General features: G+C 56.6%; 32 protein-coding genes. 14 read left to right on the top strand and 18 right to left on the bottom strand.

Translation table 11 applies throughout. The features are described 5' to 3' along the window. The first annotated feature begins 3 nt into the window (after positions 1 to 3). The 6 genes from citC to citG are packed head-to-tail and all read left to right on the top strand — an operon-like array spanning position 4 to position 5,059. On the top strand, positions 4 to 1,026 hold the full coding sequence (gene citC / locus L3068_RS19075) for a [citrate (pro-3S)-lyase] ligase (protein ID WP_117582198.1): 1,023 nt from the start codon (positions 4 to 6) through the stop codon (positions 1,024 to 1,026). Between the two features lie 16 nt (positions 1,027 to 1,042). Continuing rightward, positions 1,043 to 1,336: a citrate lyase acyl carrier protein gene (gene citD, locus L3068_RS19070; protein ID WP_117582196.1), complete on the top strand. Its 294-nt coding sequence runs from the start codon at positions 1,043 to 1,045 to the stop codon at positions 1,334 to 1,336. After that, the gene (gene citE / locus L3068_RS19065; protein WP_117582195.1) at positions 1,333 to 2,208 is read left to right on the top strand and encodes a citrate (pro-3S)-lyase subunit beta; all 876 of its coding nucleotides are present in this window, start codon (positions 1,333 to 1,335) and stop codon (positions 2,206 to 2,208) included. The genes citD and citE overlap by 4 nt, the downstream gene beginning before the upstream one ends. 10 nt (positions 2,209 to 2,218) lie before the next feature. Continuing rightward, positions 2,219 to 3,736, top strand: a complete 1,518-nt coding sequence (citF, locus tag L3068_RS19060; protein ID WP_023331286.1) for a citrate lyase subunit alpha — start codon at positions 2,219 to 2,221, stop codon at positions 3,734 to 3,736. 2 nt (positions 3,737 to 3,738) lie between these two features. Next, positions 3,739 to 4,278, top strand: a complete 540-nt coding sequence (gene citX, locus L3068_RS19055; protein WP_063861908.1) for a citrate lyase holo-[acyl-carrier protein] synthase — start codon at positions 3,739 to 3,741, stop codon at positions 4,276 to 4,278. Continuing rightward, on the top strand, positions 4,256 to 5,059 hold the full coding sequence (gene citG / locus L3068_RS19050; RefSeq protein ID WP_063861909.1) for a triphosphoribosyl-dephospho-CoA synthase CitG: 804 nt from the start codon (positions 4,256 to 4,258) through the stop codon (positions 5,057 to 5,059). Before citX ends, citG begins: the two co-directional genes overlap by 23 nt. An 88-nt stretch (positions 5,060 to 5,147) precedes the next feature. Here citG and L3068_RS19045 read toward each other — a convergent pair whose 3' ends face one another. The 4 genes from L3068_RS19045 to mutY all read right to left on the bottom strand — a co-directional run bounded on the left by L3068_RS19045 (position 5,148) and on the right by mutY (position 9,182). After that, positions 5,148 to 6,404, bottom strand: a complete 1,257-nt coding sequence (locus L3068_RS19045) for a nucleoside permease (protein ID WP_014885202.1) — start codon at positions 6,402 to 6,404, stop codon at positions 5,148 to 5,150. Between the two features lie 225 nt (positions 6,405 to 6,629). Further along, positions 6,630 to 7,706 (bottom strand): membrane-bound lytic murein transglycosylase MltC, encoded by a 1,077-nt coding sequence (gene mltC, locus L3068_RS19040; protein ID WP_014885201.1) that lies wholly within the window; start codon positions 7,704 to 7,706, stop codon positions 6,630 to 6,632. Between the two features lie 124 nt (positions 7,707 to 7,830). Further along, positions 7,831 to 8,103: an oxidative damage protection protein gene (locus L3068_RS19035; protein ID WP_003862425.1), complete on the bottom strand. Its 273-nt coding sequence runs from the start codon at positions 8,101 to 8,103 to the stop codon at positions 7,831 to 7,833. A 26-nt stretch (positions 8,104 to 8,129) separates the two neighbouring features. Continuing rightward, positions 8,130 to 9,182 (bottom strand): A/G-specific adenine glycosylase, encoded by a 1,053-nt coding sequence (mutY, locus tag L3068_RS19030; protein ID WP_172971189.1) that lies wholly within the window; start codon positions 9,180 to 9,182, stop codon positions 8,130 to 8,132. Positions 9,183 to 9,326: 144 nt separating this feature from the next. On the opposite strand from mutY, the gene trmB reads away from it, so the two are divergent. The 3 genes from trmB to L3068_RS19015 are packed head-to-tail and all read left to right on the top strand — an operon-like array spanning position 9,327 to position 11,145. Next, entirely contained in the window at positions 9,327 to 10,046 is a 720-nt protein-coding gene (trmB, locus tag L3068_RS19025; RefSeq protein WP_014885199.1) for a tRNA (guanosine(46)-N7)-methyltransferase TrmB, read from the top strand. Continuing rightward, on the top strand, positions 10,046 to 10,372 hold the full coding sequence (locus L3068_RS19020) for a YggL family protein (RefSeq protein ID WP_014885198.1): 327 nt from the start codon (positions 10,046 to 10,048) through the stop codon (positions 10,370 to 10,372). Before trmB ends, L3068_RS19020 begins: the two co-directional genes overlap by 1 nt. A gap of 56 nt (positions 10,373 to 10,428) precedes the next feature. Beyond that, on the top strand, positions 10,429 to 11,145 hold the full coding sequence (locus tag L3068_RS19015) for a YggN family protein (protein WP_014885197.1): 717 nt from the start codon (positions 10,429 to 10,431) through the stop codon (positions 11,143 to 11,145). 81 nt (positions 11,146 to 11,226) lie between these two features. On the opposite strand, the gene L3068_RS19010 is transcribed toward L3068_RS19015, so the two are convergent. The 6 genes from L3068_RS19010 to L3068_RS18985 all read right to left on the bottom strand — a co-directional run bounded on the left by L3068_RS19010 (position 11,227) and on the right by L3068_RS18985 (position 14,943). Beyond that, complete coding sequence (locus tag L3068_RS19010; RefSeq protein WP_117582193.1) at positions 11,227 to 11,565, bottom strand: endonuclease domain-containing protein; 339 nt, start codon at positions 11,563 to 11,565, stop codon at positions 11,227 to 11,229. Between the two features lie 63 nt (positions 11,566 to 11,628). Beyond that, positions 11,629 to 12,771 (bottom strand): radical SAM family heme chaperone HemW, encoded by a 1,143-nt coding sequence (hemW, locus tag L3068_RS19005; RefSeq protein WP_014885195.1) that lies wholly within the window; start codon positions 12,769 to 12,771, stop codon positions 11,629 to 11,631. Beyond that, on the bottom strand, positions 12,764 to 13,357 hold the full coding sequence (locus tag L3068_RS19000; RefSeq protein WP_023331280.1) for an XTP/dITP diphosphatase: 594 nt from the start codon (positions 13,355 to 13,357) through the stop codon (positions 12,764 to 12,766). Before L3068_RS19000 ends, hemW begins: the two co-directional genes overlap by 8 nt. Positions 13,358 to 13,360: 3 nt before the next feature. Next, entirely contained in the window at positions 13,361 to 13,657 is a 297-nt protein-coding gene (gene yggU / locus L3068_RS18995; RefSeq protein WP_045909934.1) for a DUF167 family protein YggU, read from the bottom strand. After that, the gene (locus L3068_RS18990; protein WP_014885192.1) at positions 13,654 to 14,220 is read right to left on the bottom strand and encodes a YggT family protein; all 567 of its coding nucleotides are present in this window, start codon (positions 14,218 to 14,220) and stop codon (positions 13,654 to 13,656) included. The genes yggU and L3068_RS18990 overlap by 4 nt, the downstream gene beginning before the upstream one ends. Positions 14,221 to 14,241: 21 nt before the next feature. Next, a complete protein-coding gene (locus L3068_RS18985; RefSeq protein ID WP_014885191.1) occupies positions 14,242 to 14,943 on the bottom strand; it encodes a YggS family pyridoxal phosphate-dependent enzyme in 702 nt (233 codons plus the stop codon). A gap of 17 nt (positions 14,944 to 14,960) precedes the next feature. Here L3068_RS18985 and L3068_RS18980 point away from each other — a divergent pair, with 17 nt between their 5' ends. After that, complete coding sequence (locus tag L3068_RS18980) at positions 14,961 to 15,941, top strand: type IV pilus twitching motility protein PilT (RefSeq protein WP_236904762.1); 981 nt, start codon at positions 14,961 to 14,963, stop codon at positions 15,939 to 15,941. Positions 15,942 to 15,951: 10 nt separating this feature from the next. On the opposite strand, the gene ruvX is transcribed toward L3068_RS18980, so the two are convergent. From ruvX to metK, 8 genes are all read right to left on the bottom strand, one after another. After that, positions 15,952 to 16,368 (bottom strand): Holliday junction resolvase RuvX, encoded by a 417-nt coding sequence (gene ruvX, locus L3068_RS18975; protein WP_006811925.1) that lies wholly within the window; start codon positions 16,366 to 16,368, stop codon positions 15,952 to 15,954. Continuing rightward, a complete protein-coding gene (locus tag L3068_RS18970; RefSeq protein WP_008499752.1) occupies positions 16,368 to 16,928 on the bottom strand; it encodes a YqgE/AlgH family protein in 561 nt (186 codons plus the stop codon). The genes ruvX and L3068_RS18970 overlap by 1 nt, the downstream gene beginning before the upstream one ends. Before the next feature lie 74 nt (positions 16,929 to 17,002). After that, complete coding sequence (gshB, locus tag L3068_RS18965; protein WP_023331278.1) at positions 17,003 to 17,950, bottom strand: glutathione synthase; 948 nt, start codon at positions 17,948 to 17,950, stop codon at positions 17,003 to 17,005. 19 nt (positions 17,951 to 17,969) lie between these two features. Beyond that, the gene (rsmE, locus tag L3068_RS18960) at positions 17,970 to 18,701 is read right to left on the bottom strand and encodes a 16S rRNA (uracil(1498)-N(3))-methyltransferase (RefSeq protein ID WP_023331277.1); all 732 of its coding nucleotides are present in this window, start codon (positions 18,699 to 18,701) and stop codon (positions 17,970 to 17,972) included. Positions 18,702 to 18,752: 51 nt separating this feature from the next. Further along, complete coding sequence (gene endA / locus L3068_RS18955) at positions 18,753 to 19,460, bottom strand: deoxyribonuclease I (RefSeq protein WP_014885187.1); 708 nt, start codon at positions 19,458 to 19,460, stop codon at positions 18,753 to 18,755. Positions 19,461 to 19,554: 94 nt separating this feature from the next. Then, positions 19,555 to 20,052, bottom strand: a complete 498-nt coding sequence (locus L3068_RS18950; RefSeq protein WP_117582191.1) for a SprT family zinc-dependent metalloprotease — start codon at positions 20,050 to 20,052, stop codon at positions 19,555 to 19,557. 58 nt (positions 20,053 to 20,110) lie between these two features. Next, complete coding sequence (gene galP / locus L3068_RS18945) at positions 20,111 to 21,508, bottom strand: galactose/proton symporter (RefSeq protein WP_117582189.1); 1,398 nt, start codon at positions 21,506 to 21,508, stop codon at positions 20,111 to 20,113. Positions 21,509 to 21,926: 418 nt separating this feature from the next. Continuing rightward, on the bottom strand, positions 21,927 to 23,081 hold the full coding sequence (metK, locus tag L3068_RS18940; RefSeq protein ID WP_014885184.1) for a methionine adenosyltransferase: 1,155 nt from the start codon (positions 23,079 to 23,081) through the stop codon (positions 21,927 to 21,929). A 138-nt stretch (positions 23,082 to 23,219) separates the two neighbouring features. Here metK and L3068_RS18935 point away from each other — a divergent pair, with 138 nt between their 5' ends. From L3068_RS18935 to speA, 4 genes are all read left to right on the top strand, one after another. After that, entirely contained in the window at positions 23,220 to 23,438 is a 219-nt protein-coding gene (locus L3068_RS18935) for a hypothetical protein (RefSeq protein ID WP_014885183.1), read from the top strand. A gap of 68 nt (positions 23,439 to 23,506) precedes the next feature. Next, a complete protein-coding gene (gene yqgG, locus L3068_RS25465; protein WP_418251728.1) occupies positions 23,507 to 23,650 on the top strand; it encodes a small protein YqgG in 144 nt (47 codons plus the stop codon). A 94-nt stretch (positions 23,651 to 23,744) separates the two neighbouring features. Further along, on the top strand, positions 23,745 to 23,876 hold the full coding sequence (gene yqgB / locus L3068_RS18930; protein WP_127312443.1) for an acid stress response protein YqgB: 132 nt from the start codon (positions 23,745 to 23,747) through the stop codon (positions 23,874 to 23,876). Between the two features lie 8 nt (positions 23,877 to 23,884). Next, entirely contained in the window at positions 23,885 to 25,861 is a 1,977-nt protein-coding gene (gene speA / locus L3068_RS18925) for a biosynthetic arginine decarboxylase (protein ID WP_014885182.1), read from the top strand. Positions 25,862 to 25,900: the final 39 nt, after the last annotated feature.

Below are 25,900 nucleotides of genomic sequence, written 5' to 3'. Positions count from 1 at the left end.
GGCATGAACAGTCAACCCATCGATTTTCGCCACACTCTGGTGGCGAAGCATCCGGAACGCTTAAGCCAGATTCGCTACCTGCTGGCAGACAGCGGCCTTGGCCTGGACAACGACATCACGCTGTTTGTCGAAGCCTGGTCCGGCTCGCTGCTGGTGGGTTGCGCAGGGCTTGCCGCCAACGTCATCAAATGCGTGGCGGTCAACGAGCAGCTTCGCGGCGAGAACCTCAGCGCGCGGCTGCTGGCTGAGGTGGAAAATGCGGCGCTGGAGCGCGGCCATTTTCACCTCTTCCTCTGCACCCGTCCGTGCAACCGGGAGCGCTTTGCCCGCAGTGGCTTCTGGCCGATTGCCCAGAGCGGAAACAACGCGGTGCTGATGGAGAACACCCCGCAGGGGATCGAACGCTACTGCCGTTCCCTGCGCGCGAAGCGCAAAAGCGGGGAGAACATTGGCGCGATAGTGATGAACGCCAATCCCTTCACCCTCGGCCATCGCCATCTGGTGGAGCAGGCGGCGCAGCAGTGCGATGCGCTGCATCTCTTCGTGGTGCGTGAAGATGCGTCGTTCTTCCCGTTTAGCGCGCGCATTGAGATGGTGCGGGCGGGCGTGGCGCATCTGCCGAACGTGGTGGTGCATGAAGGCTCGCAGTACATCATCTCCCGCGCCACCTTCCCGGCCTACTTCCTGAAGGAGACCGGCAAAGTGCAGCAGGCGTGGAGTGAAATCGACGTGCTGATTTTCCGGGACTTTATTGCCCCGGCGCTGGGCATCACCCACCGCTTCATCGGCTCGGAGCCCTTTTGCGATATCACCCGGCAGTACAACCAGACGCTGCACGACCTGCTGGCCTCGCATATTGAGGTGGTGGAAATGCCGCGCATCAAGGCCACCGGCAACGCCATTTCCGCGTCCGAAGTGCGCCGTTTACTCAAGACACAGCAGTTTTCCCGGATCCGGGAGATTGTCCCGGACTCCACCTTCGCGCATCTCGAAACGCATTACCGTGCGAGTGCCGAAGTCGCATAACTACCAGGAATTTATCATGAATATTGTAAGGGAGGCGCTGGCCGGCACGCAGGAGTCCAGCGACCTGATGGTGAAAATCGCTCCCGCTCACGGCGAGCTGGAGATAGTCATCCACAGTGAAGTGATTAAGCAGTTTGGCGAGCAGATTCGCCAGGTGGTCAACGACACATTGCGCGCCATGAACGTGCACCAGGGACTCATCATTATTGAAGATAAAGGGGCGCTGGACTGTGTTATTCGCGCCCGCCTGCAAAGCGCGCTGATGCGTGCCGCCGTTGATCAAACCATCAACTGGGGGGCGCTGAAATGAGCAAACTCCGCCGCAGTATGCTGTTCCTGCCGGGCGCCAACGCCGCCATGCTTTCCACCGCCTTTATCTACCGGCCTGATTCCATCATGTTTGACCTGGAAGACGCCGTTGCCCTGCGCGAGAAAGACACCGCGCGCATGCTGGTGTTCCACGCGCTACAGCACCCGATGTATCAGGATATCGAAACCGTGGTGCGCATTAACCCGCTGAGCACGCCGTTTGGCCTGCTGGATCTGGAAGCCGCCGTGCGGGCGGGCGTGGACGTGATTCGCCTGCCGAAAACCGATACCCCGGACGATATCTACGAGCTGGAGGGTCACCTGGCGCGTATTGAACGCGAGTGCGGCCGCGAAGTCGGCTCTACCCGCGTCATGGCGGCGATTGAATCGGCCATTGGCGTGATAAATGCCGTGGCGATTGCCCGCAGCTCCCCGCGCCTCATCGGCATCGCGCTGGCCGCCTTTGATTATGTGATGGATATGCAGACCGAGCGCGGCGACGGCACCGAGCTGTTCTACGCCCGCTGCGCCGTATTGCACGCCGCCCGCGCGGCGGGCATCGACGCCTTCGACGTGGTGTGGTCAGACGTTAACGACGAGGCCGGGTTCCTGCGCGAGGTCGATCTGATCCGCAAGATGGGCTTTAACGGCAAATCGCTGATTAACCCGCGCCAGATTGACCTGCTGCATAACGCTTACGCCCCGACGCAGGAAGAGGTGGAACACGCGAAGCGAGTGATTGAGGCGGCAGAAGAGGGCGAGCGTAACGGCCTGGGCGTGGTGTCGCTCAACGGCAAAATGGTGGATGCACCGATTATTAACCACGCGCAGGTGGTGCTGGAGCGCGCGACGGCCTCCGGCGTGCGTCGGTAAGGATGACAGAATGAACCAGACTGAACTTCTCCATATGAATTTCCCCCATCTGCGGGGCTTAAAACCGTTTGATACCGCCCACAGCGCGACGCCGTGGCTGGCGGATGCTGACGCGAAGCACAGCCGCAAACTCTGCGCCTCCGTTGAAGAGGCGGTGAAGCGCTGCGGCCTGCAGGACGGGATGACCATCTCTTTCCACCACGCGTTTCGCGAAGGCGACCGGGTGATCAACACCGTCGTGGCGCTGCTGGCGCGAATGGGTTTCAAAAACCTGACGCTGGCCTCCAGCTCGCTGATGACCTGCAATGACGCGCTGATCGAGCATATTGAAAGCGGCGTCATCACCCGCATTTACACCTCCGGAATGCGCGGCAGGCTGGCGGATGCCATCTCCCACGGGCTGATGGACGAGCCGGTGCAAATTCACTCCCACGGCGGGCGCGTGAAGCTATTGCAGGACGGCGAGCTGAATATCGACGTGGCGTTTCTCGGCGTGCCGTGCAGCGATGAGTTTGGCAACGCCAACGGCACTCACGGTAAATCCTGCTGCGGCTCGCTGGGCTACGCCATGGTGGATGCGCACTTTGCCCGCAAGGTGGTGCTGCTGACCGAAGAACTGGTGCCGTTCCCCAATATGCCCGCCAGCCTGGTGCAGGACCAGGTGGACTACATCGTGCAGGTTGAGAGCGTCGGTGACCCGGCGAAAATCAGCGTTGGCGCGGCGCGCGTCACCAGCAACCCGCGCGAGCTGATGATCGCCCGCTATGCGGCGGACGTGATTGAACATTCCGGCTACTTTAACCCGGGCTTCTCAATGCAGACCGGCTCCGGCGCGGCGGCGACCGCCTGCACGCGTTTTATGGAAGAGAAAATGGAGCGCAGCGGCGTGAAGGCGCGCTTCGCGCTTGGCGGCATCACCGGCAGCCTGGTGGATTTGCACGAGAAGGGGCTCATCGAAAAGCTGCTCGACACCCAGTGCTTTGACGGCCAGGCGGCGGCGTCTCTGGCGCGCAACCCGAACCACGTGGAGATCTCCACCAATGTTTACGCCAACCCCGGCAGCAAGGCGGCAAGCTGCGACCAGCTCGACGTGGTGATCCTCAGCGCCCTCGAAATCGACGTTGATTTCAACGTCAACGTCATCACCGGCTCCGACGGCGTGATGCGCGGCGCGTCCGGCGGACACTGCGACGTGGCCGCTGCGGCGAATCTCACCATCGTCGTTGCGCCGCTGCTGCGCAGCCGCATTCCGACGGTCGTGAAGCGCGTCACCACGCGCCTCACGCCGGGTGAGAGCATCGACGTGCTGGTCACCGATCACGGCATTGCGGTTAACCCGGCGCGCCCGGAGGTGCGTGAGCGGCTGATGGCTGCCGGGCTGAAGATTGTGGATATCAATGCGCTCTATGAACGGGCGATATCGCTGACGGGCGTACCAAAGCCGATTGAGTTTACCGACAAAATCGTCGGGGTGATCCGCTACCGCGACGGCAGCGTGATCGACACCGTGCGACAGGTGAAGGAGTGATTATGACAGTAGCGACACCCGTGCGGACGGGTGTCAGCCTGGACGAACTGCTGGCTGCGAAAGAGCGCCGCGCAGCGCGTCAGGCTGACATGCTTGAGCACTATCAACAACCGGTGATTTCCCTCACGCTGGTCACGCCAGGGGAAATTAAAGACAGCCTGCGCTATCGCAACACCATGGGCGTAGCGCTCCAGACGTGCGACCAGCTGCTATGGGAGAACCGCTGGCAGGTGCTGGACCGTCCGGTGCTGTGGCTTCCGACCGGGCCCGAGGCTCTGTGGTGCGTGGCTCATCCGGCAGCGGAAATTAAAGCGCACTGCGCGGATCTGGAGCAGACGCACCCGCTCGGCAGGCTGTGGGATCTGGATGTTATTTGCCCTCAGCATGGCCACGTCGGGCGTCAGTCGCTGGGGGCAAATCTCAGACGCTGCCTGATCTGCGACGAACCTGCGCATGCCTGTTCCCGCTCGCGGAACCATCCCGTTGAGCAGGTGGTTTCCCGGGTGGAGAAGATGATTGATGACTGGTTTGCTCGCGACTAAACCCCGCATTGCGGACGTGCCCGCGCTTGCCGAAGCGGCACTGTGGCAGGAGCTGGAGCTGACGCCCAAACCGGGGCTGGTGGACAAGCTCAATAACGGTTCCCACCGCGATATGGACCACGCGCTGTTTGCCCGCAGCATTGCGGCGATTACGCCGTGGTTTGCGCGTTTTGCCGAGCTGGGTAGTGCGCATGTGGATAAACCTGCTGACGCACAGCTACGGATTATCCGCCCAATGGGGATGGCCTGCGAGCAGGCGATGTACGCCGCGACGAACGGCGTGAATACGCACAAAGGCGGGATTTTTGCCCTGGGTTTACTGTGCTTCGCCGCCGGACGTGTGAACAATCTTTCTGCGGACAGCCTCTGTTGTGAGGTGGGTAACATCTGCCGCGGGCTGGTGTCGCGAGAGTTGGCCGCGCGCAGCGGGCAGGCGACGGCGGGCGAGCGGCAGTTTCAGCAGCACGGCTTAACCGGCGCGCGCGGTGAGGCGGAAAGCGGCTTTGCCACGGTGCGTAAGGCGTTGGCACAGTGGAACGGACGGTCGCTTCACAGCCTGCTGTTACGCCTGATGTCAGTCAATCAGGACAGCAATCTGGTGTCGCGCGGTGGCATGGAAGGGCTGCGCTACGTTCAGGACTACGCGCGGGAATTGCTGGCTAACGGCTGGGACCGCGAAGCGTTGCTTAAAATGGATATCGCATTGATAGAGCGCAATCTGAGTCCGGGGGGCAGCGCGGATTTGCTGTCGGTGGGGTGGGTGCTTTCTGGAATAAAATAGCCGGGTGGCGGCTTCGCCTTACCCGGCCTACGGTTTGGTTTTGTAGGCCCGGTAAGCGTTAGCGCCACCGGGCACAACACACCAAAGATTAGTGCGCGATCGGCTGCGCACCGTTCGGCACACGCACGTGCTTGTACTTGAACAGCGCGATGAACGCGAAGAACAGCACCAGCGAGTATGCGGCGAAGATCAGCCACACCGGCTGCCAGTTGGTGATGCCGTTGGTGGTGTACATCTCTACCACTTTACCGCTCACCACGCCGCCCAGAATACAGCCGAAGCCGTTGGTCATCATCAGGAACATGCCCTGTGCGCTGGCGCGGATTTCAGGCTTCACTTCTTTTTCCACGAATACGGAACCGGAAATGTTGAAGAAGTCGAAGGCACAGCCGTAAACAATCATCGACAGCACCAGCAGTACGGTGCCGAATGCGCTCGGGTCGCCGTAGGCGAACAGACCAAAGCGCAACATCCATGCCGCGATACTGATCAGCATGACGTTCTTGATGCCGTAGCGGCTCAGGAAGAACGGGATGGTCAGGATGAACAGCGTCTCAGAGATCTGAGAGATGGACATCATCACCGACGCATGCTCAACGATAAAGCTTCCGGCAAACAGCGGATTGTTATCGAAGCTGTGCAGGAAGGTGTTGCCGAACATGTTGGTGATCTGCAGCTCTGCGCCCAGCAGCATGGAGAAGATAAAGAAGATCGCCATCCGTTTGTTTTTAAACAGCGCGAACGCGTCCAGACCGAGCATGGTGCTCCAGCTCTGGTTTTTCTGCTGGTTTGAAACCGGAATGGTTGGCAGCGTCAGGGTGAAGATCGCCAGCAGCACGGAGAGCGCGGCACCGATGTAGAGCTGCATATGGCTCAGTTCAAAGCCTGCGAAGCTCACGCCCCACATTGCCATGATAAAGCCGATGGTGCCCCAGATACGGATTGGCGGGAAATCGGTCACGATATCCATCCCGGCAGATTTCAGGCGGTAGTAAGAGATGGTGTTGATCAGCCCAAGCGTTGGCATATAGGCCAGCGAGTTAAGCAGGATCACCATAAACATTGCCCCTGGCGTGGTCACTTCGGCCGCCATAAACAGCGTCCCCGCGCCCACCAGATGGCAAAGCATGTACAGCCATTTCGCACTTAACCATTTATCCGCCACGATACCGAGCAGTGTTGGCATGAAGACCGCCGCGATACCCAGCGAGCTGTAGACGGCACCGATTGACGCACCATCGAACTTGAGCGTCACAAACATATAGGAGCCGAGTGTAGTCAGCCAGCTACCCCACAGGCAGAACTGCAGAAACGACAATATTTTAAGCTGCAGCTTAAGGTTCATGTTACTTTCCTCACAAGTGAGCGGGAGATATGTTGTTTTTGGAACATTCAGGGTTGTTATTTGATGCAATTCTATCAGTTGGCAACGATATGTTTTGTTACCTCCCGCAAAAAAATGCAATCCACATTAATTTGCAGTTTGGATTGTGATGCAAATAACATTTTCGTATGGGTGTTCAAGTCCCCTCTCCCTTTTGGGGAGAGGGTTAGGGTGAGGGGGAGTTTTTTAGCGACGACGATAGTTCTTCTGCGCCGTATTGACCTTATACAGATAGCGGCGGGACTCCGCTGATGGGTGGCGGGTGGTGAGGGTTGAGTAAACATCCCCCGGCGCCATGCTGTTGATGATGTTTGCGGCCTGCACTTTGTCGTTCGAGAAGACGCGCAGCACGCTGCCCGCGCCGCCGTTATAGGCGGTGATTACGGCATAGCGGCGTGAGGTCGGGTTATCGATGCCGCCGAGATAAACATTGTTCAGCATCGCCAGATAGGCCGTGCCGGTATCAATGTTGCTCTGGGGATCGAACAGATAGCTACGGCTCGGCGTGCCGGATTTGCCCTGCGCGCGGAAGACGTCCTTACCGGCGCTGTGCTGGACTACCTGCATCAGCCCCAGGGCGTCGGAACGGCTAACTGCGTAAGGGTTGAACGACGATTCGGTCTGCATAATCGCCAGGATCAGCGACTCATCCACGCCGTACTTACGTGATGCCTGACGCACCATGCCAAGATACTTATGCGCACGCTTGTCGAGGTGGTTCGGCACGAGGTTGATGGTGACGCTATAAATTATCTTCAGGCCGTTAGAGCGGCTCTTCAGTCGCGTCTGCAGCAGATAGTCGGCAAATTTCGTGGCGCGACCTTCCCAGCGGATTGGCTGGCCGGTTTGATCGACAACCTGACCATACAGGAACGGCTCTTTCGAGATGGTGATATCGTCGGCATCGGAGTAGAGATCGATAGATCCCGGGTCATCACCCATCAGCAGGGTTTTGATAATCGCCTGACGCAGTCGTGCCGCAGGGTCAGTACCCGCGATGGTTTCAATGGTGATCGTACCCTCATCAAAGTTGATGTGGCTACGGGTCAGATAGGCGTCGGTGTACTTAACGTAGTCCTTCGGTCCGGCAATAAGAACTTCGTTAAATCCCCATATGTTCTCGATGTTGTGGGCAAACTGCCCCATCAAAATGTCAAAACCGTTGGTGTCCTTGATCCAGGCTTCGTTGTAATCATCGCCTTTTTTTGACGAACAGGAGACCAGCAACGGCGCAACAAGGGCTAGCGCTAAAAGTTTTTTCATCATTCCGGGCGTGCGTGTTGTGTTTGCTTAGTCGTTGCTATTGCCCGGCGGCGCTTCGCTTGCACGGGCCTACGGTTTTGTAGGCCGGGTAAGCGAAGCGCCACCCGGCAACAGCCGCTCAATATTATTTTTCTGGAGGCGTATAGCCTTCGATGTGCACGTCTTTGCCTTCAAACAGGAAGTTCACCATCTCCTGTTCCAGCAGCTTGCGGTGTTCCGGGTTCATCATGCTGAGCTTTTTCTCGTTAATCAGCATGGTCTGCTTTTTCTGCCACTGTCCCCAGGCTTCTTTGGAGATCTCGTTATAAATGCGTTTACCCAGATCACCCGGATAAAGCTGGAAATCCTGGCCTTCAGCGTCACGCTGCAGGAAAGTACAAAAAATCGTTCTGGCCATACTCATTCCTCTTTTTATTGTCGATGCTAAACCATTGCACCGGCACGTAATTGCTGTAACAGGCGCTCCACGGGAGCCGCCAGTCCGACTGATGGCGGTTGCGCTAAGTTATACCAGAGAGCGGTGCCTTCATCCATGCACGAGGCAAATGAGGACACGGGAAGCCACATCGGCACAATATCCAGGTGGAAATGGCTGAAGGTATGGCGAAACGCGGTCAGCTGCGTCAGGTTATCGGCAGCAATACCGCGCTGTTTAAGCCATTCACGCAGCAAATCTTCATCTTCAAACTGTGGGAAGCAGTATAGACCGCCCCACAGGCCGCTCGGTGGACGCTGGGCCAGGAACACCTCGTCGCCGTGCTGCATCAGCAGCATGTAACCGGTGCGCTCCGGTAGCGTCTGCTTCGGTTTTTTCCCCGGGTATTGCGCCCATGAATGGTTGGCGTAGGCCACGCAGAGAGTATTGAGCGGGCAGAGTTCGCACTTGGGTTTTGAGCGCGTGCAGACCATCGCACCCAGATCCATCATCGCCTGGTTAAAACGTTCGACGCCGTTGGCCGGGGTAACCGCTTCACTGATCTCCCACAGACGTTTCTCAACCTCTTTTTTACCGGGCCAGCCGTCCACGGCATAGCAACGTGCCAGCACGCGCTTCACATTGCCATCGAGGATCGGGAAATGCTTACCCAAAGAGAGGGAGAGAATGGCGCCCGCCGTTGAACGCCCGACGCCGGGTAAATCTGCCACTTCATCGAAGGTTTCCGGGAATTTACCGTTGTGGCGCGTGGCGACCTGCTGCGCGGCCTTGTGCAGATTACGCGCGCGGGCGTAATAGCCCAGGCCTGTCCACAGGTGCAATACCTCGTCCAGCGGGGCATTCGCCAGGTCTGTCACCGTCGGGAAGCGTGCCATAAAACGCTCAAAGTATGGGATCACCGTGGCGACCTGCGTTTGTTGCAACATCACTTCGGAGAGCCATACTTTGTAAGGCGTTTTTTCAATTTGCCAGGGCAGGGTTTTACGCCCGTATTTGTCGTACCAGTCCAGCACCTGGGCTGAAAATTGAGAGGCTTGCATGGTCATCGATTCACATAATCAGGGACGCAGATTGCAGCACAGCGTCAATCTGCTGTAAACCGGATCTTTCCCATGCTTGCATAGACGCCTTAACTTTGGATAATGCCCGTTTCCCGAACATTCTCACAAGCAGACAACTCTTTTATGAAAAACGACGTCATTTCACCGGAATTTGATGAAAACGGTCGCCCGCTGCGCCGTATTCGCAGCTTTGTCCGTCGTCAGGGCCGCCTGACAAAAGGGCAGCAACATGCGCTGGACAACTACTGGCCGGTGATGGGCGTTGAGTTCAGCGAGCAGCCGCTGGACTTTGCCGGGCTGTTTGGCCGCGAAGCGCCAGTCACGCTGGAGATTGGTTTTGGTATGGGCACCTCTCTGGTGACCATGGCGCAAGCTCGCCCGGAGCAGAACTTCCTCGGTATTGAAGTGCACTCCCCGGGCGTCGGCGCGTGTCTCGCAACTGCCCATGAAGAGGGTGTAGAGAACCTGCGCGTCATGTGTCATGACGCGGTGGAAGTGCTGCACAAAATGATTCCTGACAATTCTTTAACCATGGTTCAGCTCTTTTTCCCTGACCCGTGGCACAAAGCACGTCATAATAAACGCCGTATCGTTCAGGCACCGTTTGCCGAGCTGGTGAAAAGCAAGCTGAAACTGGGCGGCGTCTTCCATATGGCGACCGACTGGGAACCTTATGCGGAACATATGCTGGAAGTGATGTCGTCTCTGGACGGGTATAAAAACCAGTCTGAAAGCAACGACTATGTTCCGCGTCCGGATTCACGTCCGGTAACGAAATTTGAACAGCGTGGCCATCGTCTTGGTCACGGTGTATGGGACTTAATGTTCGAGAGGGTGAAATAATGGCAAAGAATCGTAGCCGTCGTCTGCGTAAAAAAATGCACATCGAAGAATTCCAGGAAGTGGGTTTCTCCGTTGCGTGGCGTTTCCCGGAAGGCACCAGTGTAGAACAGATCGATCAGGACGTGGATGCGTTCATCAACGACGTGATTGAGCCCAACAAGCTGGCCTTCGACGGTAGCGGTTACCTGGCGTGGGAAGGTCTGATCTGCACCCAGGAAGTGGGTAAATGCACCGAAGAACATCAGGCGCTGGTTCGTAAATGGCTTGAAGACCATAAGCTGGAAGATGTCCGCGTCAGCGAACTTTTCGACGTTTGGTGGGACTAATAAAGCAGTCAAGGGCCAGCATTAGCTGGCCCATTTTGTCTGAGGGAGTGTTTAAGATGCGCAAAACGTTGCTGGCTGTTGCTTTGATGGCAACCGGATTCACCGCCCATGCGGAGTATAAATGTAGCGTCACCCCGCGTGATGACGTGGTGTTAAGCCCGCAAACCGTGCAGGTCAAAGGCGAGAACGGCAATCTGGTGATTACGCCGCAAGGGAACGTCACCTTTAACGGCAAAGAGTACAATCTGACAGCCGCACAGCGTGAGCAGGCGAAAGACTATCAGGCCGATTTGCGTACCGCCCTGCCATGGATTAATGAAGGTGCCCTGACGCGCGTCGAAAAGAGCCGTGTTGCGCTGGATAAGATCATTACTAAAGAGGTGGGGGAGAGCAGCAATATGCGCTCCCGCCTGACGAAGCTCGATAAGCAGCTCAAAGAGCAGATGAACCGGATTATCGAGACGCGCTCTGATGGCCTGACGTTCCACTACAAGGCGATTGATCAGGTCCGTGCTGACGGACAGCAGCTGGTGAATCAGGCGATGGGCGGCATCCTGCAGGACAGCATCAACGAGATGGGGGCTAAAGCGGTCCTGAAGGGCGGCGGTAACCCGCTGCAGGGCGTGCTGGGCAGTCTGGGCGGCTTGCAGACCTCAATTCAGAACGAGTGGAAGAACCAGGAAGATGATTTCCAGCAGTTCGGCAAAGACGTGTGTAAACGCGTGGTGTCGCTGGAAGATAGCCGGAAGGCGCTGGTGGGGACGTTGAAGTAATCCTCTGCGCGCTGGGCCCCTCACCCCGGCCCTCTCCCCAGGGGAGAGGGTGTAAACGTTCCCTCTCCCTGTGGGAGAGGGTTAGGGTGAGGGCATCAGGCTCTGCAATTTTTGAAGAATAACCGTCAGCACTTCCTCTTCCTGAGAAGTAAATTCATTGTTCCAGAATCGCACGACTTCCCAGCCATTTGTATGCAAAAACTCTGTACGACGTGAATCGTATTTCTCTTTGCATTGATGTTGCCCTCCGTCGAGCTCAATAATCAATTTCGCCTTATAACAGGCAAAATCTGCAACATACGGCCCAATCGGCATCTGGCGGCGAAACTTATAGCCAAAGAACCGACGACCTCTGAGCAAATACCAGAGGCGAAATTCTTCGGGCGTCATTTGTTTGCGAAGTTGTTTTGAGTTTTCCATCCCCACACTCTGCCAGCCTTTCCCTCAGCTGGCAGAACGGGATGCAAAAACCTGAATTAGCCTTCAGGAATCGTCGGCGAGGAACAGCTCAAGAAGGGAATTTAAGAACAGTTTGCCGTGCTCGGTGATCTGCCAGTAATCTTCACACTCAGTCAGATACCCCTGCGCCAGCGCCTCGTCAATCTGAGGACGAATCACTGACTCCGGCAGACCGGTGTAACGCGCAAATTCCGCGCGCGGCGCGGCTTCCAGCAGGCGGAAGCGGTTCATAAAGAACTCAAACGGTTTATCCGCCGCCTCAACGTCGTGCTGGCGCTCGAGATAACGGCCTTCCATATACCCTCGCGGGTGGCGGGTTTTGGCGGTACGCAGAATGCGACCGTCCGGGAAAGTCACCTTACCGTGCGCGCCGCAGCCAATTCCCAGGTAGTCGCCAAAACGCCAGTAGTTCAGGTTGTGCTGACACTGATACCCCGGTTTCGCATACGCAGACGTCTCGTACTGCTGATACCCCGCAGCGGTTAACAACTGGTGGCCCTGCTCGAAAATATCCCACAGCGCGTCGTCATCCGGCAGAACCGGAGGACGGGAACCAAACAGCGTGTTGGGCTCAATGGTGAGCTGATACCAGGACAGATGCGGCGGGTTAAGTTCAATCGCCTGGCGCAGATCGTCCAGCGCTTCGTCGAGCGACTGGTCCGGCAGGCCGTGCATCAAATCGAGGTTAAAGCTGCGCAGACCCAGTCCTGTCGCCAGGTTTGCCGCACGCTTTGCTTCCTCAGGACCGTGAATGCGCCCCAGGCGCTTCAGTTTTGGCTCGCTAAAGCTCTGCACGCCGATGGAAATACGGTTCACGCCTGCACGCTGATACTCGACAAAACGATCGGCCTCAACGGTACCGGGGTTGGCTTCCATCGTAATTTCAGCATCCGCGGCCAGGTTCAGGCGCGCACGCACGCCGTCCAGCAGCGTCTGCATCGCCGGGCCTGACAGCAGGCTCGGCGTACCGCCACCAATGAAAATGGTCTTAACTTCACGTCCCTGTGCGTAAGGTACATCGGCGTCCAGGTCAGCCAGCAGATGCGCAACGTAGTCATCGTGCGGCACTTCACCTTTCAGCGCGTGCGAGTTGAAATCGCAGTACGGGCATTTCTGCACGCACCACGGGATGTGAATATAAAGACTCAGAGGTGGCAAATTAGCCATTACGCAGTGCTTCCAGTAACAGTTTCAGTGCGCGCCCACGGTGGGAAATCGCGCTTTTCTCTTCGCGGGTCAGTTCCGCTGCGGTTTTGCCCTCGGACGGGACAAAGAAAATCGGGTCGTAGCCAAAACCGCCGTTGCCCGCAGCTTCACGGGTAATCACGCCCGGCCAGCTACCGTGGCAGACGATCGGCGTCGGGTCCTCTGCGTGACGCAGATAGACCAGCACGCAGTGGAACTGTGCGGTCCGCTGTTCGTCCGGTACGTCTTTCAGGGCAACAAGCAGCTTTTCCAGATTCTGCTGGTCGGTTGCATCAACACCGGAATAACGAGCAGAGTAAATCCCCGGCGCGCCGCCAAGAAAATCGACGGCCAGACCGGAGTCATCGGCAATGGCGGGCAGACCGGTAATCTGCGCGGCATGGCGTGCTTTCAGGATCGCGTTTTCAATAAACGTCAGCCCCGTCTCTTCGGCAGAATCTACGCCAAGATCGGTCTGAGCGACCACATCCAGCCCAAAATCATTTAATAGCGAGGCCAGCTCGCGCACTTTACCGGCGTTGCCGGTCGCGAGAACAACTTTCTGCATGGTTTAGTCCTGTTCTGTCAAAGCCGCGACTTCCGTCGGGATGGATTGCGGGTTGAGGATTTTTACCTGTTTATGCCGCCCCAGTTCGCCTTTTTCAATGATGACCTGGCTTTTGGCCACGCGAAACTGTTTTGCCAGATATTTGGTCAGATGCGCGTTTGCCTGACCGTCAACCGGCGGGGCGGTGATGGCGACTTTTAACTCGTCGCCATGCAGTCCAACAATATTGTCACGGCTGGCTTTCGGCTGAATATACAGCCGCAAAACCAGCCCGTCAGCGCAGGTGCTTACGGCACTCATAGCGCCATCCACAGCCCCGGCAACAGCATGTCGCCCGTAGACTGCAGCAGTTCAGCGATCCCCATGTTGATCACATAGAGCAGCAGAACCAGAATCATCGGGGAGAAGTCGATGCCGCCCATAGAGGGAAGTAAGTTACGGATCGGACGCAGCAGCGGCTCGGCCAGCTGAATCAGGGCATACTCTACCGGGCTACGCCCCTGGCTCACCCAGCTCATGATGGCCATCACCAGCAGCACCCAGAAAATCAGCAGACCGACGGTTTTGATCAGAATCAGCACGGCGGCAATCCAGATAATCGGCTGGAAGGTGATGACCATAAACAGCACGATGGCTTTGATAACGCTAAGAATAAACGCTACCAGCAGCGAAGCGCTGTCGATGGGACCCATGGCCGGGATAATGCGGCGCAGGGGCCCGACAATAGGTTGCGTGATTTTCACGACAAACTGGGAGAACGGATTGTAAAAATCACAACGGGCCCACTGCATCCAGACGCGCAGCAAAAGCGCCATCGTATACAGCTCAATGACCGTTGAGAGCAGGAAAGTCAACGTCTTCATGGCGTTCCTCAGGTTTCCTTATTATTTGGAGTAGTCGCGCGCACCGAAAATGGCGGTACCGATGCGCACCATAGTGCTGCCTGCCGCGATGGCGGCTTCCATATCATCCGACATGCCCAGAGAAAGCGTGTCTACCGTGTTGTAGCGCGCTTTAAGCGCCTCAAATGCTACAGCCATTTGCTGTGCCACGGCAAACTGCCTTTCATAACTTGACTCTGGCGCCGGAATAGCCATCAGCCCACGCAGGGTTAAGCGTGGCAGGGCGGCCACGTCTGCGGCCAGCGCATCCAGCTCGCTTAGCGCAATGCCAGACTTGCTGTTTTCGTCGCTGATGTTGATTTGTATCAGCACGTTAAGCGCTGGCATCTCTGCCGGGCGTTGTTCGTTCAGGCGTGTGGCAATGCGCAGACGGTCAATCGTATGGCACCAGTCGAAGTGCTCTGCCACCAGACGGCTTTTGTTCGACTGCAGTGGACCAATAAAGTGCCACTGAAGATCCGTATTCCCCTTTTCCCGGAAGTCGCGAATTTTATCCACGCCTTCCTGCACGTAGTTCTCACCAAATGCGCGCTGGCCTGCATCAATCGCTTCTGCGATGGCGCTCGCAGGCTTGGTTTTGCTGACTGCAAGGAGCGTAATTTCTTCTGAAGCACGGCCGCAACGCGTTGCGGCAGCTGAGATTTTGTCCCGGACCTGTGCCAGGTTATGCGCAATGTCGTTCATTTTCCGAGGAGTAGTCTATGGATGTGGAAGAAATGGTGGCCCTTAGTGTAAAGCATAACGTCTCCGATCTACACCTGTGCAGTGATTCGCCATCCCGCTGGCGCCGGTCAGGACGCCTTGAACCCGCGCCGTTTCCGCCGCCAGATGTCGGGGCGTTATTAAAAGCGTGGCTCAATGATGAGCAGCAGGGAAGCTGGTGGGCTCACGGTCAGGTCGATTTTGCCGTGACGGTGGCAGAAGGCCAGCGTCTGCGCGGGAGTGCGTTTAAGCAGATTAACGGGGTGTCCATCGCCCTGCGGTTGCTGCCACGCACCTGTTCGCCACTCTCTTCGCTGGGCGTGCCGCGTGCCATTCCGGAACTGTTATCCAGTGACAACGGGTTGATTCTGGTGACGGGGGCGACCGGCAGCGGCAAATCCACCACTCTGGCGGCGATGGTCGATTTTCTCAACCACCATACTGACGGGCATATCCTCACGCTTGAAGATCCGGTGGAGTATCTGTACCGGAGCGAACGCTGCCTGATTCAGCAGCGGGAGATAGGTCAACACTGCCCGTCTTTTGTCGAGGCGCTGCGCGGAGCGTTACGCGAGGATCCAGATGTGATTTTGCTGGGGGAGCTGCGTGATGCAGAGACGATCCGTCTCGCGTTGACGGCGGCGGAGACCGGGCATCTGGTGCTGGCGACACTGCATACGCGGGGTGCCTCGCAGGCCATTGAGCGGCTGGTGGACACCTTCCCGGCGCAGGAGAAAGACCCGGTACGTAACCAGCTGGCCGGTAGCCTGCGTGCGGTGCTGGCACAGAGGCTGCTTCCCGACCTGCAGGGTGGGCGTGTCGCGCTGTATGAACTGCTGGTGAATACCCCGGCGGCGGCAAATCTGATTCGTGAAGGAAAAACGTGGCAACTGCCCGGTATCATTCAAACAGGCCAGCAGGCGGGAATGCAGAACTTTGATCAAAGCGTGGCGGAGAGACGGGCGCAGGGGCGGCTATAGGCCCCTGAGATTAATAGCCCTGTTCGAAATAGCTTTCGAGGATGATGACGGCAGAGGCGGAGTCTACGCTGCCTTTGTTGAGCGCCCGGAAGCCGCCGTGCTCAAACAGGCCAGCACGCGCTTCGACGGTGCTAAGACGCTCGTCGTGAAGCTTCACGGAGACGCCAAAGCGGCCATGGATTTTATTGGCGAACTTACGCGCGCGGGCGGTAAGGGGTTGTTCGGTGCCGTCCATATTCAGTGGCAGCCCAACGATAACATCATCCGGTTGCCACTCTTTCAGCAGACGTTCGATAAGATTCCAGTCAGGCGTGCCGTCGTTGGCCTTCAGGGCCGTGAGCGGACGCGCGGTACCGGTGATGCGCTGACCCACAGCGACGCCAATGCTTTTGGTACCAAAATCAAAGGCCAAAAGTGTTCCGCTCATCAGGCGTGCCCCGCGACACCAGGCATGGTCAGAATATCAATGCCAATCAGTTTTGCCGCATCGCGCCAGCGATCGGCTATCGGGGTTTTAAACAGAATATTCATGTCCGCTGGTGCGGTAAGCCAGGCGTTATCGAGGATTTCCTGCTCAAGCTGGCCTTTCTCCCACGACGAGTACCCCAGCGCCACCAGCACTTCGGAAGGCTGTTCTGCGGTACCCAGCGTTTCGAGCACGTCGCGCGAGGTGGTGATCACGGTGTTATCGGAGATGCGGATACTGGAAGAGAATACCGGCGGGGTATGCAGGATAAAGCCGCGATCTTCTGCAAGTGGTCCACCCAGCATCACCGGTTTATCAAGCCGGATCTCCGGCAGTCGCGCTTCAGCCGGGATTTTCAGCTTGTCCAGAATCCCTTCAACCTGCAGGTTTTCCAGCGGCTTATTGATGATAATGCCCATCGCGCCGTCTTCATTGTATTCACAAATATAAACCACGGCGCGGCGAAAAATCGGATCCTGGAGAGCAGGCATGGCAATAAGAAAGTGATGCTGTAAATTCATTGTCAGAGGTACTGTTTCCTGGTTTAAAAAGCGACAGCGCCCAGTATGGGGATAAAGCCGGGCGCTGTCACAGATTATTTCTGTAAACGTTTTTCGATAGCGTCCATCAGCATTCCGGTGATCGAGATCGGGAACTCCGCTTCGATTTCGCGAATGCAGGTTGGGCTGGTGACGTTCACTTCCGTCAGGCGATCGCCAATGATGTCCAGGCCAACAAAGATCAGGCCTTTGGCTTTAAGCGTTGGGCCAACGCGGCGGGCAATTTCCCAGTCGCTTTCTGTCAACGGGCGCGGCTCACCGCGTCCACCGGCCGCCAGGTTACCGCGCGTTTCGCCACCCTGTGGGATACGTGCCAGGCAGTAAGGTACGGGTTCGCCATCCACGACCAGAACGCGTTTGTCGCCATCTTTAATGGCGGGCAGATAGTTCTGGGCCATGCAGTAGCGGGTACCCAGTTCGGTCAGGGTTTCGGCAATCACGCCAATGTTCGGGTCGCCTTCCTTCACGCGGAAAATAGACGCGCCGCCCATGCCGTCCAGCGGCTTCATGATGATATCGCCGTGTTTTTGCCAGAACTCCTTCAGCTGAGCTTTGCTGCGGGTCACCAGCGTTTCAGGCGTCAGGTCTGAGAACCAGGCGGTATAAAGCTTCTCGTTGCAGTCGCGCAGGCTCTGCGGCTTATTGACGATCAGCGTCCCTTTCTCTTCGGCACGCTCAAGGATATAGGTGGAGTAGATGTATTCGGTGTCGAACGGCGGATCTTTACGCATCAGAATAACGTTGAGATCGGCCAGGGCAATATCCTGCTCGGTGCCAAACTCGTACCATTTGTCGTAGTTCTGCTCGACGTTAACGATGCGGGTACGCGCGCGGGCTTCACCGTTGATCAGGTAAAGATCGTTCATCTCCATATAGTGGAGCTCATAGCCGCGACGCTGCGCTTCCAGCAACATAGCGAAGCTGGAATCTTTCTTGATGTTAATGTTTGCGATGGGGTCCATCACGATGCCGAGCTTAATCATGTTCTTCTCCGTTTATACTTCAACCCAGATCGCCAAACCGTACCTGTAGCGCGGTAATGGCCGTGAGTGCCGTTGTCTCAGTGCGCAGAACGCGAGGTCCCAACAGAATATCAGTAAACTGGTAACGCGCCGTCATCGCAATTTCGTCCGCCGACAGGCCGCCTTCGGGGCCAATCAGCAGGCGTACACGTTCAACGGGCAGCGGCAGCGTATTAATGCTGGCGCTGGCGCGCGGATGAAGATTGAGCTTCAGCCCGCTCTCCTCTTCGGCACACCAGTCCTCCAGGTCCATTGCCGGGCGGATCTCCGGTATGCGGTTGCGGCCGCTCTGTTCACACGCCGCAATGGCAATTTTCTGCCACTGCTGGATCTTTTTGTTCAGACGTTCCGCATCCAGTTTAACGCCACAGCGCTCGGAAAAAAGTGGCGTAATGAGGCTTACACCCAGCTCAATGGATTTTTGAATGGTGAATTCCATCTTTTCCCCGCGGGACATCACCTGGCCCAGGTGGATGTGCAGCGGCGATTCACGGTCGTCCACTTCACCGCGCAACACATTCACATGCACGCTTTTTTTATCCGCCCGGGTGATTTCCGCCTCGAAAATCTGATTAGAGCCGTCGAAAAGCTGTATTGCCTGCCCAGCCCCCATGCGCAGCACGCGGCCAACGTGGTTGGCGGCGTCGTCAGACAGGGCGATTTCGCGACCTGCGGTAATCAGTTCAGGGTGGTAAATGCGAGGAATGCGCATAGTCAGAAATTCCATATGTCATGCGAGATAAGCGAATTGCCGTAGTGTAGGTTAGCTCTTTTGCGCCTGGCAAGCCCGCTGGACGTACGGGTTATGATTCCCCTGGACTCTGGCGATGCGTTCGTCGCGCTGACATTCCCACTCCGTCACCGGATATTGCTTATCCCACGCATTGAACAACTGCGTCTGCTGACGGGAGAGGTTGAGGTCGTAGCGGTCACGCATGTAGAAGTAGGTGCGGGCGATGCTGCCGCGCGCGCGGGCAGGCGGCTCGGCGACTTTTTCTTTAAAATCCACCTTCATGCCGCACTGGCCATATTGGCCTTCGCCACCGTTCCACTGGCTGTACATAAAGTTGCCGCGGTCACCGTTCACTTCACCCACGGCGGGCTGCAGGTTATGCATATCGCTTTCCATCTGGCGGTAGACAGGATCTTTAGAACAGTTTTTACGACCGCCATCCTGCCAGCACTGGCGCTGGTGGCCAAACTGCCATGCCGGAACGACATGTTCCCATTCGATGCGGCTGGCGCGGTTTTCGTTTTTACGCACCTTATAGCCGCAGGACTCCAGGTCCACGACCCCTTTTTTACCCTGCCAGTTAATTTTACAGCCGCAGTAGAAATCGCCCGGCACATCGGCGTTCACCTTCACGCCTGCTGCCTTGGCCTGGGAAAAACTGTTGATACCATCGGCCAGAGCATGGCCTGAGAACGCTGTCGTCAGAAAGGCGACCGCGAGAGAAAAATTACGGGACATCTTACACTCCGTGTCAAAACGAGCCCGCAACGTAACGAATGTTTTTCCTGTATGCAATCAGTCAGATCAGGAAAGTTCCTGAATGTTCAAATGATTACTCCGCAATAAGCGGTTCGCCGCATTTGACGCAGCGGTAGGTCGCCTCGCCGCGGATCACGCGATTATGGCGGCGGACGGTAAGCTGATGCTGCTGACACTGGCAGCGGTAAGGGAACGTATTGCGACGTACAGATTCCAGCTCGAACTGATGAGTTCTGCGCGCCGGAACGCCCAGTACTGCCTCCATCATCCACTTCCACTCTTTTCCGTGCGGCGCGACGCGACCAAAATGTTTCCACACCAGGAGGTGCGCCAGCTCATGCGGCACCACTTCCTCAATAAACGCCTGCTGGTTTTCCATCATCAACACCGGGTTCAGGCGGATCTCATACGATTCCAGCCAGGCAGTACCCGCCGCGGTGCCACGCTGCTGATAGACGAGCTTCGGTTCAGGGTAATTCCGACCGAGCTTCAGGTTCGCCTGAGCGAGTTTTTCCCGCAGGCTGCGCATAACGGCTTGCTGAAGGGCGATGGGGAGACGGGGAGCTTTCATAGGGGCAGAGCATAAAGCGCGAAGCGGGGAGGCGCAAGAGGCGCCTCCCGCAAGAGGATTAGTCGTGTGCGCCGATTTCGCGCAGTGGACGACCTTTCATCAGGTTACGTTCAATATGTTCCAGTGAAACATGTTTGGTTTCTGGAACCAGCCAGATGGTCAACACAATAAAGAAGATGTTCAGACCGGCGTAGACCCAGAAGGTGTTGGCATTGCCCAGGGTATTGAGCATGGTCAGGAACGTCGCGCCGACGATCATGTTAGCAATCCAGTTGGTTGCAGTTGAGCAGGTGATACCAAAATCACGCCCTTTCAGCGGCTGGATCTCAGAACACAGTACCCAAATCAGCGGACCGGCGCTCATCGCGAACCCGACGATAAACATCAGCAGCATGCCTACCGCAAAATACTGTGCGGTTGGGGAGTGGATGCCGACGTGCATCATGGTGCCCAGCACGCCCATACCGATCGCCATGACCAGGAAGCCCAGCGTCAGGGTAGGTTTACGTCCCCAGCGGTCCACCAGGCCGATCGCGATAAAGGTCGCCAGCACGTTGGTCAGGCCGACGATGACGGTGCCCCACATCTGCTCGGTGGTGTTGGTATAACCCGCCAGCTCAAAGATTTTTGGCGCGTAATACATGATGACGTTCATCCCGGTGAACTGTTGCATCACCTGCAGCAGCACGCCGAGGAATACTGCGCGACGGAAGTTGCTGTTCTCTTTAAACAGCGCCCAGCCAGACTGCTTCACCTTCAGGCTTTCGCGGATCTCTTCCAGCTCGTTTTTCGCCTCCGCACTGGTGTCGCGCAGGCTCAGCAGCACCCGTTCGGCATCGTGGAAGCGGCGCTTTGCGGCAAACCAGCGTGGGCTGTCCGGCAGGAAGAAGACGCCAATCAGCAGCAAAATGGCCGGGATGATGATCACGCCAAGCATCCAGCGCCATGCGCCGCTATAGCTGAACGCGGTATCGGAAAGATAAGCCCCGAGAATACCGATGGTGATCATCAGCTGGTACATCGAAATCATACTGCCGCGAATTTTCTCTGGCGCAATTTCAGAGAGATAGAGCGGGGCGGTGTAGGACGCGACGCCGACGGCCAGCCCCAGCAGTACGCGGGAAAGAATAAGCACTTCAACGTTAGGGGCGGCAGCAGAGAAGAGTGAACCGGCGACGAAGAGAATGGCACCAATCATCAGGCTCTTTTTACGTCCGAGCTTGAAGGAGAGCCAGCCGCTGCCGACAGCACCAACCGCTGCGCCAAACATCATCGAGCTGACCACCCATTCCTGGGTATGCGCGTTAATCTGGAATTCGTCTGCGATGAAGGGAAGGGCGCCAGCAATCACGCCGATATCCAGGCCAAAAAGTAAACCTGCCAGGGCGGCGAGGAAGCAGACGAAGAATGTCATCGCCTTGTTGGACGTACGCCCCTGTTTTTTATTGTCAGGCATTATGCCCTCCAGTTGGGTTATCAGTTTTATTGATGTTAAGGGTAGGTGAGTGACCCGTAAAAATATGTGAGATTAATCACATTGGTGTAATCGGTTACACTGGTGTGTAACCGTAAAAATTATTAAAGCACTGAAAATATAGAGGTAAATGAGGTGATGTGAATCGCGAAAGAATACATTTCAGACTTAACTGAAAGGAAATGTAACAGCACAAGAAATGCCATCACGCAAAGAGATTATTCCGAAAGCGAGGTACATGGACTGGCGTGTAAGCGGTTCCAAACATTGCCGGGTGGTGGCTGCGCCTTACCCGGCCTACAAAAGCTCCATACCCCGTAGGTCGGGTAAGGCGCAGCCGCCACCCGACACAAAAAAAGCCAGCACAAAGGCTGGCTTTTTTAACGCTCTTGTCAGTCGATTATTTCAGACCGGCAGCTTCACGCAGCAGGGCGGCTTTGTCGGTTTTTTCCCATGGGAAATGTTCACGACCAAAGTGACCGTATGCCGCGGTTTCTTTGTAGATTGGGTGCAGCAGATCCAGCATCTGAATCAGTCCGTATGGACGCAGGTCGAAGAACTCGCGTACCAGCAGGGTCAGCTGTTCTGAAGGCACTTTCTCGGTACCGAAGGTTTCAACCATGATGGAGGTTGGCTCAGCCACGCCGATGGCGTAAGAAACCTGAATCTCACAGCGGTCAGCCAGGCCGGCAGCAACGATGTTTTTCGCAACATAACGTGCCGCGTATGCCGCAGAGCGGTCAACTTTAGACGGATCTTTACCAGAGAACGCACCGCCGCCGTGACGTGCCATGCCGCCGTAGGTATCAACGATGATTTTACGTCCGGTCAGACCGCAGTCACCCATTGGGCCGCCGATAACAAAGCGTCCGGTTGGGTTGATGAAGAATTTGGTCGCAGAGCTCAGCCATTCGGTCGGCAGAACCGGCTTGATGATCTCTTCCATCACTGCTTCTTGCAGGGATTTCTGGTCAATCTCTTCGGAATGCTGGGTAGACAGTACCACCGCATCGATGCCAACGATTTTGCCGTCATCGTACTGGAAGGTGACCTGGCTTTTTGCATCCGGGCGCAGCCACGGCAGGGTGCCGTTTTTGCGTACTTCAGCCTGACGCTGTACCAGACGGTGCGCGTAGGTGACCGGGGCTGGCATCAGCACGTCGGTTTCGTTGGTCGCGTAGCCAAACATCAGGCCCTGGTCGCCCGCGCCCTGTTCCAGTGGATCGGCACGGTCAACGCCCTGGTTGATGTCTGGAGACTGTTTGCCAATGGCGCTCAGCACCGCGCAAGAATTGGCATCAAAGCCCATATCAGAATGCACATAACCGATTTCACGCACCGTGTTACGGGTGATCTCTTCGATATCAACCCATGCGCTGGTGGTGATCTCACCGCCAACCAGAACCATGCCAGTTTTGACATAGGTTTCGCACGCGACGCGCGCTTTAGGATCCTGCGCCAGGATCGCATCCAGCACCGCATCGGAGATTTGGTCAGCAATTTTATCAGGATGTCCTTCTGATACGGACTCGGACGTAAACAGGTGTTTTGCCATGTTTTATTTCACCTAAGAGGAATTTGGTTAGCTCAAGCTGCTGTGTGGAATAGCCAAAGGAGATAATTCTACCAAGGCCTGCAGGTTTTTGACACTGGCAGTATGAGTGTTAATCAGTATAGATGGATTAACATCTGGATGGCTATTTTAGGTCACTTCTTCGCCCGATTTCCAGTTTTTTTTGATTCATCTCTCACGGCGTTGAAATGTCTGCTGGAAATTTTTCCTGACGGCGCTGGCAACCCACGCATTTTTGTTTTGCTTTTTAGCCCCCTTCTCGGTATAAAACGCGGCGCGCGGCTCATACAAAATAAGCGCTCGATGAACTCATCGAGTCGCCACTTCCAGCCGGGTTAAGCAGTGAACTTTTAGCTTTGGCTTGGGGTCCGTTTCAGCAGAGGCGGCCGTGGAGGTGATACGAGATAATGAACCATCGTTTTCCGCTAATTCAGCGCAGCCGTTCTGGCGCGCATTTGATTCCCGCAACCCGCATTTCTAGTCTGCAAACCTGCCGATGTTATACCCATCTCGGCGCTTCTCAGGATTCCAGGGCCGGTCAGGCTGTGTGAAAACTGAACAAGGGCGCTCTTGTTAATACAAGAGTTTTCTCGTGGTTTCGCCGAACCTTGTCATACAGAGTTCGGATACGTGTTTTACAATGATATGAATAAGAAACCGGTCGCACGGTCTGGATTTCAGCATACTCTGCTGGGAAACGGAGCCGTTTATGGGTTGTTATCGCCGTATAACGCTGCGATAGTAGTCAACTGTTTTACACTTAATACAAAGAGTTGAGGTTCGCTATGTCTGACGACATGTCTTCTTTTTCGCCTTCGTCAGCGGGCGAACAGGGTGTACTACGTTCTATGCAGGAGGTTGCGATGAGCTCCCAGGAAGCCAGCAAGATGCTGCGCACATACAATATTGCCTGGTGGGGCAATAACTACTACGACGTCAACGAACTGGGCCACATCAGCGTTTGCCCGGATCCGGACGTCCCTGAAGCGCGCGTGGACCTCGCCAAACTGGTGAAAGCCCGTGAAGCACAGGGCCAGCGTTTGCCTGCACTGTTCTGCTTCCCGCAGATCCTGCAACATCGCCTGCGTTCTATTAACGCCGCCTTCAAGCGCGCGCGTGAATCCTACGGCTATAAAGGCGACTACTTCCTGGTTTACCCGATTAAGGTGAACCAGCACCGCCGCGTGATTGAGTCCCTTATCCACTCCGGCGAGCCGCTGGGCCTCGAAGCCGGCTCCAAAGCGGAGCTGATGGCGGTTCTGGCGCATGCGGGCATGACCCGTTCGGTCATTGTCTGTAACGGCTACAAAGACCGTGAGTACATTCGTCTGGCGCTGATTGGCGAGAAGATGGGCCACAAGGTCTATCTGGTTATCGAGAAGATGACTGAAATCGCGATCGTGCTGGAAGAGGCTGAACGTCTTAACGTGGTGCCACGCCTCGGCGTGCGTGCGCGTCTGGCGTCTCAGGGTTCCGGTAAATGGCAGTCCTCCGGCGGTGAAAAATCCAAATTCGGCCTCGCGGCGAACCAGGTACTGCAACTGGTGGAGATTCTGCGCGAGCGCGGTCGTCTGGACAGCATTCAGCTCCTGCACTTCCACCTCGGTTCGCAGATGGCCAATATTCGCGATATCGCCACCGGCGTGCGTGAATCAGCCCGTTTTTACGTTGAGCTGCACAAGCTTGGCGTGAATATTCAGTGCTTCGACGTGGGCGGTGGCCTGGGCGTGGACTACGAAGGGACCCGCTCGCAGTCTGACTGCTCGGTGAACTACGGTCTGAATGAATACGCCAATAACATCATCTGGGCGATCGGTGATGCCTGTGAAGAGCACGGCCTGCCGCACCCGACGGTGATCACCGAATCCGGTCGCGCGGTGACCGCGCACCATACGGTGCTGGTCTCTAATATCATCGGCGTTGAGCGTAGCGAAATTTCCGAAGCGACGCCGCCGCAGGATGATGCACCGCGTTCCCTGCAAAGCATGTGGGAAACCTGGCAGGAGATGCACGAGCCGGGCACGCGTCGCTCCCTGCGCGAATGGCTGCACGACAGCCAGATGGATCTGCACGATATTCACGTCGGCTACTCGTCAGGCACCTTCAGCCTGCAGGAGCGTGCGTGGGCGGAGCAGCTTTATCTGAACATGTGCCATGAAGTGCAGAAGCAGCTCGACCCGAGCAACCGCGCGCACCGTCCGATTATCGACGAGCTGCAGGAACGTATGGCGGATAAGATTTACGTCAACTTCTCGCTGTTCCAGTCGATGCCGGATGCATGGGGTATCGACCAGCTGTTCCCGGTTCTGCCGCTGGAAGGGCTGAACCACGCCCCGGAACGTCGCGCGGTGCTGCTGGACATCACCTGTGACTCCGACGGTGCTATCGACCACTACGTTGACGGCGACGGTATCGCCACCACCATGCCAATGCCGGAGTACGACCCGGAGAACCCGCCGATGCTGGGCTTCTTTATGGTTGGGGCGTACCAGGAGATCCTCGGCAACATGCACAACCTGTTCGGTGATACCGAAGCGGTTGACGTGTTTGTCTTCCCTGACGGCAGCGTGGAAGTTGAGCTGTCTGACGAGGGGGATACCGTGGCAGACATGCTGGAATACGTTCAGCTCGATCCGAAAACGCTGCTGACCCAGTTCCGCGACCAGGTGAAAAACACCGGTCTCGACGATGCATTGCAGCAGCAGTTCCTGGAAGAGTTTGAGGCGGGGCTGTACGGGTATACTTATCTCGAAGACGAATAATTATTCCGCCAGTTAAATATGAAAAGGGTCTGACCGTGG

It is taken from the genome of Enterobacter cloacae complex sp. ECL414 (genome assembly GCF_021869685.1).
Lineage (GTDB): Bacteria > Pseudomonadota > Gammaproteobacteria > Enterobacterales > Enterobacteriaceae > Enterobacter > Enterobacter kobei.
The sequence above is the reverse complement of the archived record's forward strand: the minus strand, read 5'-3'. Positions and strand labels throughout refer to the sequence as shown.

Bases quoted from the DNA above. Each gene is read 5' to 3' on its own strand.
- L3068_RS19015 (WP_014885197.1), top strand. From the start codon at position 10,429: ATGCGCAAAACGTTGCTGGCTGTTGCTTTGATGGCAACCGGATTCACC.
- L3068_RS18935 (WP_014885183.1), top strand. From the start codon at position 23,220: ATGGCTATTTTAGGTCACTTCTTCGCCCGATTTCCAGTTTTTTTTGAT.
- metK (WP_014885184.1), bottom strand. From the start codon at position 23,081: ATGGCAAAACACCTGTTTACGTCCGAGTCCGTATCAGAAGGACATCCT.
- rsmE (WP_023331277.1), bottom strand. From the start codon at position 18,701: ATGCGCATTCCTCGCATTTACCACCCTGAACTGATTACCGCAGGTCGC.
- L3068_RS18950 (WP_117582191.1), bottom strand. From the start codon at position 20,052: ATGAAAGCTCCCCGTCTCCCCATCGCCCTTCAGCAAGCCGTTATGCGC.
- L3068_RS19035 (WP_003862425.1), bottom strand. From the start codon at position 8,103: ATGGCCAGAACGATTTTTTGTACTTTCCTGCAGCGTGACGCTGAAGGC.
- ruvX (WP_006811925.1), bottom strand. From the start codon at position 16,368: ATGAGCGGAACACTTTTGGCCTTTGATTTTGGTACCAAAAGCATTGGC.
- mltC (WP_014885201.1), bottom strand. From the start codon at position 7,706: ATGAAAAAACTTTTAGCGCTAGCCCTTGTTGCGCCGTTGCTGGTCTCC.
- citD (WP_117582196.1), top strand. From the start codon at position 1,043: ATGAATATTGTAAGGGAGGCGCTGGCCGGCACGCAGGAGTCCAGCGAC.
- trmB (WP_014885199.1), top strand. From the start codon at position 9,327: ATGAAAAACGACGTCATTTCACCGGAATTTGATGAAAACGGTCGCCCG.
- citX (WP_063861908.1), top strand. From the start codon at position 3,739: ATGACAGTAGCGACACCCGTGCGGACGGGTGTCAGCCTGGACGAACTG.
- gshB (WP_023331278.1), bottom strand. From the start codon at position 17,950: ATGATTAAGCTCGGCATCGTGATGGACCCCATCGCAAACATTAACATC.
- yqgB (WP_127312443.1), top strand. From the start codon at position 23,745: ATGAATAAGAAACCGGTCGCACGGTCTGGATTTCAGCATACTCTGCTG.
- speA (WP_014885182.1), top strand. From the start codon at position 23,885: ATGTCTGACGACATGTCTTCTTTTTCGCCTTCGTCAGCGGGCGAACAG.
- citC (WP_117582198.1), top strand. From the start codon at position 4: ATGAACAGTCAACCCATCGATTTTCGCCACACTCTGGTGGCGAAGCAT.
- L3068_RS19020 (WP_014885198.1), top strand. From the start codon at position 10,046: ATGGCAAAGAATCGTAGCCGTCGTCTGCGTAAAAAAATGCACATCGAA.
- galP (WP_117582189.1), bottom strand. From the start codon at position 21,508: ATGCCTGACAATAAAAAACAGGGGCGTACGTCCAACAAGGCGATGACA.
- L3068_RS18985 (WP_014885191.1), bottom strand. From the start codon at position 14,943: ATGAACGACATTGCGCATAACCTGGCACAGGTCCGGGACAAAATCTCA.
- L3068_RS19000 (WP_023331280.1), bottom strand. From the start codon at position 13,357: ATGCAGAAAGTTGTTCTCGCGACCGGCAACGCCGGTAAAGTGCGCGAG.
- L3068_RS19010 (WP_117582193.1), bottom strand. From the start codon at position 11,565: ATGGAAAACTCAAAACAACTTCGCAAACAAATGACGCCCGAAGAATTT.
- L3068_RS18990 (WP_014885192.1), bottom strand. From the start codon at position 14,220: ATGAAGACGTTGACTTTCCTGCTCTCAACGGTCATTGAGCTGTATACG.
- endA (WP_014885187.1), bottom strand. From the start codon at position 19,460: ATGTCCCGTAATTTTTCTCTCGCGGTCGCCTTTCTGACGACAGCGTTC.
- citE (WP_117582195.1), top strand. From the start codon at position 1,333: ATGAGCAAACTCCGCCGCAGTATGCTGTTCCTGCCGGGCGCCAACGCC.
- yggU (WP_045909934.1), bottom strand. From the start codon at position 13,657: ATGAGTGCCGTAAGCACCTGCGCTGACGGGCTGGTTTTGCGGCTGTAT.
- citG (WP_063861909.1), top strand. From the start codon at position 4,256: ATGACTGGTTTGCTCGCGACTAAACCCCGCATTGCGGACGTGCCCGCG.
- L3068_RS18970 (WP_008499752.1), bottom strand. From the start codon at position 16,928: ATGAATTTACAGCATCACTTTCTTATTGCCATGCCTGCTCTCCAGGAT.
- L3068_RS18980 (WP_236904762.1), top strand. From the start codon at position 14,961: ATGGATGTGGAAGAAATGGTGGCCCTTAGTGTAAAGCATAACGTCTCC.
- hemW (WP_014885195.1), bottom strand. From the start codon at position 12,771: ATGGCTAATTTGCCACCTCTGAGTCTTTATATTCACATCCCGTGGTGC.
- citF (WP_023331286.1), top strand. From the start codon at position 2,219: ATGAACCAGACTGAACTTCTCCATATGAATTTCCCCCATCTGCGGGGC.
- mutY (WP_172971189.1), bottom strand. From the start codon at position 9,182: ATGCAAGCCTCTCAATTTTCAGCCCAGGTGCTGGACTGGTACGACAAA.
- L3068_RS19045 (WP_014885202.1), bottom strand. From the start codon at position 6,404: ATGAACCTTAAGCTGCAGCTTAAAATATTGTCGTTTCTGCAGTTCTGC.
- yqgG (WP_418251728.1), top strand. From the start codon at position 23,507: ATGAACCATCGTTTTCCGCTAATTCAGCGCAGCCGTTCTGGCGCGCAT.